Here is a 4,488-nt window from a genome sequence, read left to right as displayed (position 1 = left end):
ATATGCTGCATTAGAAATTATAGGACCAAGGTGCGCATTGACTTTAGTGTTTGTGGATTCCCATTTTTCTACAAATTCAGGATCAGAATTCATGAATTCACCAACGCTATTTAGGAATTGCTCTGGCTGACTATGGATCGCTTTACTCAAATGCTGGTAGGTGTCTGGAAAATAGCCACCAGGTTGAATATGCCAATGAGGGGCTTTGGATTTTCTCAAAAACAACTTGAGTGCCTTTGATATGATGGATTTGCCAAAAGAGATGATTAGGTCTGGCTTTAGGTTATCGGATATTTGCTCAAAGCCAATAAAATGATCGTGTAAGTTGATGGTATATTCTGACTGAAGATTTGAAATGGTATCTGTGACCACCACCGCTTTTTTGTTTTCAGCCAAATAATTTATGATTTTAACTAGCCCTATATCAGGCTTTTGTTGTCCAGGAACAATCAATATTTTTTTATAATTGGCAAGCCTTACTTGCATTTTTTTCTTTGTTTCCTCAGAAAGAACTGTTTGTGCAGAGACGGTACCTACTTCTAAAACAGGTTTCTCAAAATCATAAAATTCTCCTTCTTTAGGGTAAAATGGTTCCCTTAAAGGAACATTGATGTGTACTGGTCCCTCGGGAAACTGATTAGCAAGCAGAATAGCTTCATTGGTTATTCTATGACTATGCCATATTTTGTCTTTATGGTTGAAGTCATCAGGAAAATCGAAAGAAGCTTTTACATGTTTACCATAAATCTGTGATTGCCTAATGGTTTGTCCATCCCATTGATCTATCCATTCGGGAGGACGGTCGGCAGTTATTATGATTAACGGGATTTGTTGGAAAAAGGCTTCAGCTACCGCAGGAGCATAGTTGTACGCTGCTGACCCGGATGTACATACCAGTACAACAGGCCTTTCTTGCTGCTGTGCCATTCCCAATGCTATAAAAGCAGCAGACCTTTCATCAGAAATGGTTCTTGCGTGAATCTTTGGATGCCTTATAAAAGCAAGAGAAATCGGGGCACAGCGAGAACCGGGTGATAAAATTACGTCAGAAATGCCTTTTTGGACACAAATTGAAACCAGATCTGCCAGAGGTTGTAGGTGCATATTGTCAATTGAGGTACTTTCCTATGATTTCACATTTCATTTCAGTTTCTTCCCATTCCATTTCCGGATCAGAGTCTTCTGTAACACCCGCACCTGCATATAAAATTGCTATTCTATCCATCAACCTTGCTGTGCGTAGATTAACATAGATGGCAGTTACCTCTTCGACATTGACTGGCCCTATAAAGCCTGCAAAAAGTGATCGATCGAATTTTTCATGAACCCGCAAGAATTCAAAAGCTTCTTTTCTGGGCATTCCACATACTGCAGATGTGGGATGTAAGAGGCTCAGCATAACAGAACCCAATTGTGGGAAATTAGTGGCCTTCATATTTACTTTGAAGTCAGATCTCAGGTGCAAAAGGTTACCTGCGAGTACAGTCTTAGGACCGTGTTCATCATATTCACGAAGCCTGATTTTTTTGAAACAATCCACAATATACCTACTTACAAAGGCCTGCTCTTCTATTTCTTTCTGCATCCATGCAGCATTTTTTAAAGGGTTTTCACCTTTTGCTTTTTGGGTGCCGGCCAGTGACATGGTGAAAAACTCATCGCCTTTTGTCTGAATTAAAATTTCCGGTGATGCACCTATCCAGGAGCCTACTTGGGGTATATGGAAAAAATTGACAAATGCATTTGGATAAGAATCAATTAGACTTTTGAATACGGTAATGAGATCAAAATTATCAGTCAAGCTTTTTTTCTTAATTCTGGCAGGAACAATCTTATTCAAACTCCCATTTTCTATTGCCTCAATTCCTTTTATTACCAATTGAAGGAATTCATTTTTGGTACATTCTTCTGATATTTTTGATTCAGGGGCTGCTGCTTCAGGAACAAATGCTTTTCTGATAAGTGAATTGCATTTGTTTCTTGGAAGGACCATGGGAAGGGATTCAATAGCATTTTCCTGTTTCTCCAAAGGAGTTTTAATGTCAATCTTGAGATATGTATCGGCTTCAATAAAAAATCCTTTTTCATCCTCCTGATCTTCAAATGGATGCGCAATAAAGCCTGGGTTTAATTCTTCAAGACCATGAATATCTACCCTTTTGGTTTGCCCTGATTTGTCAATCAATACTTCTAGGTAAGCAGAATGGGGTTTTCTCCAAACAGCCAACTGATAGCCTTTATCCATACTTGATGAAATCAAGCAAGCCAAATAATGTTCAAGGTTTTCAACCTTGTTTTCTACTAAAGTCTGTATCTTCATTTGCGATCAATCACTGCCATGGTAATTCTGCTGATGCAGCTCAATTTTCCTTCTTCTGTATATATTTTTATTTCCCATACCTGGGTTTTTTTTCCAAGATGAATTGGTTTGGTTATACCTCTGACAATTCCTTCTTTTACAGCCGCTAAATGGTTTGCATTGATTTCTAAACCTACACAGTATTGCTTTTCTTTGTCTACAGTAAGCGTGGCTGCCACACTGCCTAAGGTTTCCGCCAATACTACATTAGCTCCTCCATGTAACAGGCCAAGGGGTTGTTTGGTTCTGGAATCTACAGGCATTGTTGCCTCTAGGTAATCTTCTCCAATAGCTGTAAACTTAATGTCAAGAAAATCAGTCATGGTATTTTTACCCCAGTCATTTATTGTTTCTAGGCTAAGCTTTTTTGAGAATATCATGGAATCCGGGATAAAAGTTTTTTCTTTGAAGTATCAAACAAAAATAAGTAAAGTTGGTAACTAAAAAAATCTACTTAATCAGGCACGGTCAAACAGATTATAATCTCAAAGGTGTGGTACAGGGAAGTGGTATAGATGCGCCTCTCAACCAAAATGGGCGAAATCAGGCAAAGACATTTTTTGAAGCTTACAAGGATATTTCTTTTGAAAAAGTCTTTTATACGGGGCTTCAGCGGACAAGACAATCAGTAGAAGGTTTTATTGAAAAAGGACTGCCGCATGAAGCAGTGCCTGATCTCAACGAAATCAGCTGGGGTAGATATGAAGGACTTCCCATGACTCCGGAACAAAATGGATATTACCAAAATATGCTTAAGCGCTGGTCTTCAGGAGATTTGGAATATGCTATTGAAGGTGGTGAAAGCCCGATAATTGTAGCCAAAAGGTTAAGCAGAGGGATAAAGCATGTGCTCAATCAGCCGGAAAAACAAATTTTGGTTTGTATGCATGGAAGGGCAATGCGGGTATTATTGAGCGTGCTGTTGGGATATGACCTAAGGTATATGGATGTTTTTAAACACAGAAATTTGGGCTTATACTTACTTCATCAACATCAATCTGGGTCATTTAGGCTAGAAAAATATAATTGTGGAGAACATTTCAATTTGCAGAAATAGTCTTACCAAGTTTATTTTTTGCTTTTGTTTTCTGTGATTTGTCTTCATAGGAAGCTATTAAGCTTTCATAAAGGGCCTTTGACTGATCTAGATCGATGATTTGAAAAGCCACGTCCTGCAAGGATACGATTCTGTCACGGTTGAGTCTGACAAACATATCACCCAACTGACATTCGTCGATATTGCCATATGGGACCTTCACGAGTATAGCTGCATCTGAATTTCCGGTATAGGCTTTAGTCTTGAAAAGCGTCATCAAACTTAGTTCGATGTATTCTGTACTTGTTTTTAGTTCTTTCAGCTCTGATTTATCAAAAAGAATCAGGAATGACTTTTCCCCTGGATCTTTCGCAAAACCCAATTGAATAAAAAATAAGAGCATTATGGTTGTTAATACCGTTTTCATATCTGCAAACTATAGAATTATAACGGGTTAAACAATACATGGTTTAAAATCCCAAGATTGTTTGGCAAAACAAAAAAGGAGCTTATTGCTCCTTTTCATTTGTATTGTCATCCTCAGCTTCATATTCAATTAATTCTGCTTCTTCTGAGTGTTCTTGTTGAGCTTCATTTGATGATCTGGCTTCTTCTCTTCTTTCCTGATCGGCTTTTACTTCACTAAGAGGTTTTAGGTTAGATGGTGGAGGAGGTAGCAACTCTTCGTCTTCGTGTTCATAGGGGAAAACCTCAACGATAGGGCTTTCTACAATATCAGGTACCCTGAAAGTTACCAGCATATTACTAAGGCTCTCATGAATCCTGTCATAAGCTTCTTTGACATCATGAGCGGTTACTAACATGTATTGGGTTACCTTTTTCTCTTTACCACTATCAGCATCTGCCACCACATAGGTGATCTTACATTTATGCCAAATATCGATATCATCAAAGGGGAAAACATCTACAAAATTACTCTTGCTGATATTGGTTACCTGAAAGTCTCCTCTAATGGTAGAACCTAACATATCATAAATCCTTGCTTCAGCTTCTGTAAATGACACAGCATCTACCAAGTATTGTTCAGACACATTTTCGAGCAATCCCTGCTCATTTTCTTTGGCGTATTTCA

Annotated in this window: 6 protein-coding genes; 1 reads left to right on the top strand and 5 read right to left on the bottom strand. The window is 38.4% G+C overall.

Annotation, left to right across the window (positions count from 1 at the left end):
• The 3 genes from menD to EA341_RS00750 all read right to left on the bottom strand — a co-directional run.
• Positions 1-1,104: 2-succinyl-5-enolpyruvyl-6-hydroxy-3-cyclohexene-1-carboxylic-acid synthase (gene menD / locus EA341_RS00760; RefSeq protein ID WP_293010770.1), on the bottom strand; the 1,104-nt coding region annotated here is incomplete at its 3' end.
• A 4-nt stretch (positions 1,105-1,108) separates the two neighbouring features.
• Positions 1,109-2,320: a chorismate-binding protein gene (locus EA341_RS00755; RefSeq protein WP_293010769.1), complete on the bottom strand. Its 1,212-nt coding sequence runs from the start codon at positions 2,318-2,320 to the stop codon at positions 1,109-1,111.
• Complete coding sequence (locus EA341_RS00750) at positions 2,317-2,739, bottom strand: hotdog fold thioesterase (protein WP_293010768.1); 423 nt, start codon at positions 2,737-2,739, stop codon at positions 2,317-2,319. The genes EA341_RS00755 and EA341_RS00750 overlap by 4 nt, the downstream gene beginning before the upstream one ends.
• Positions 2,740-2,792: 53 nt before the next feature.
• Here EA341_RS00750 and EA341_RS00745 point away from each other — a divergent pair, with 53 nt between their 5' ends.
• The gene (locus tag EA341_RS00745; protein WP_293010767.1) at positions 2,793-3,416 is read left to right on the top strand and encodes a histidine phosphatase family protein; all 624 of its coding nucleotides are present in this window, start codon (positions 2,793-2,795) and stop codon (positions 3,414-3,416) included.
• On the opposite strand, the gene EA341_RS00740 is transcribed toward EA341_RS00745, so the two are convergent.
• Positions 3,400-3,822: a hypothetical protein gene (locus EA341_RS00740; protein WP_293010766.1), complete on the bottom strand. Its 423-nt coding sequence runs from the start codon at positions 3,820-3,822 to the stop codon at positions 3,400-3,402. The two genes, EA341_RS00745 and EA341_RS00740, sit on opposite strands and share 17 nt — an antisense overlap.
• A gap of 82 nt (positions 3,823-3,904) precedes the next feature.
• Positions 3,905-4,488: DUF4494 domain-containing protein (locus EA341_RS00735; protein ID WP_293010765.1), on the bottom strand; the 584-nt coding region annotated here is incomplete at its 5' end.

Source organism: Mongoliibacter sp., from assembly GCF_007692705.1.
In the GTDB taxonomy this organism is placed as follows: domain Bacteria; phylum Bacteroidota; class Bacteroidia; order Cytophagales; family Cyclobacteriaceae; genus Mongoliibacter.
This window is presented reverse-complemented; position numbering and strand designations above follow the sequence as displayed.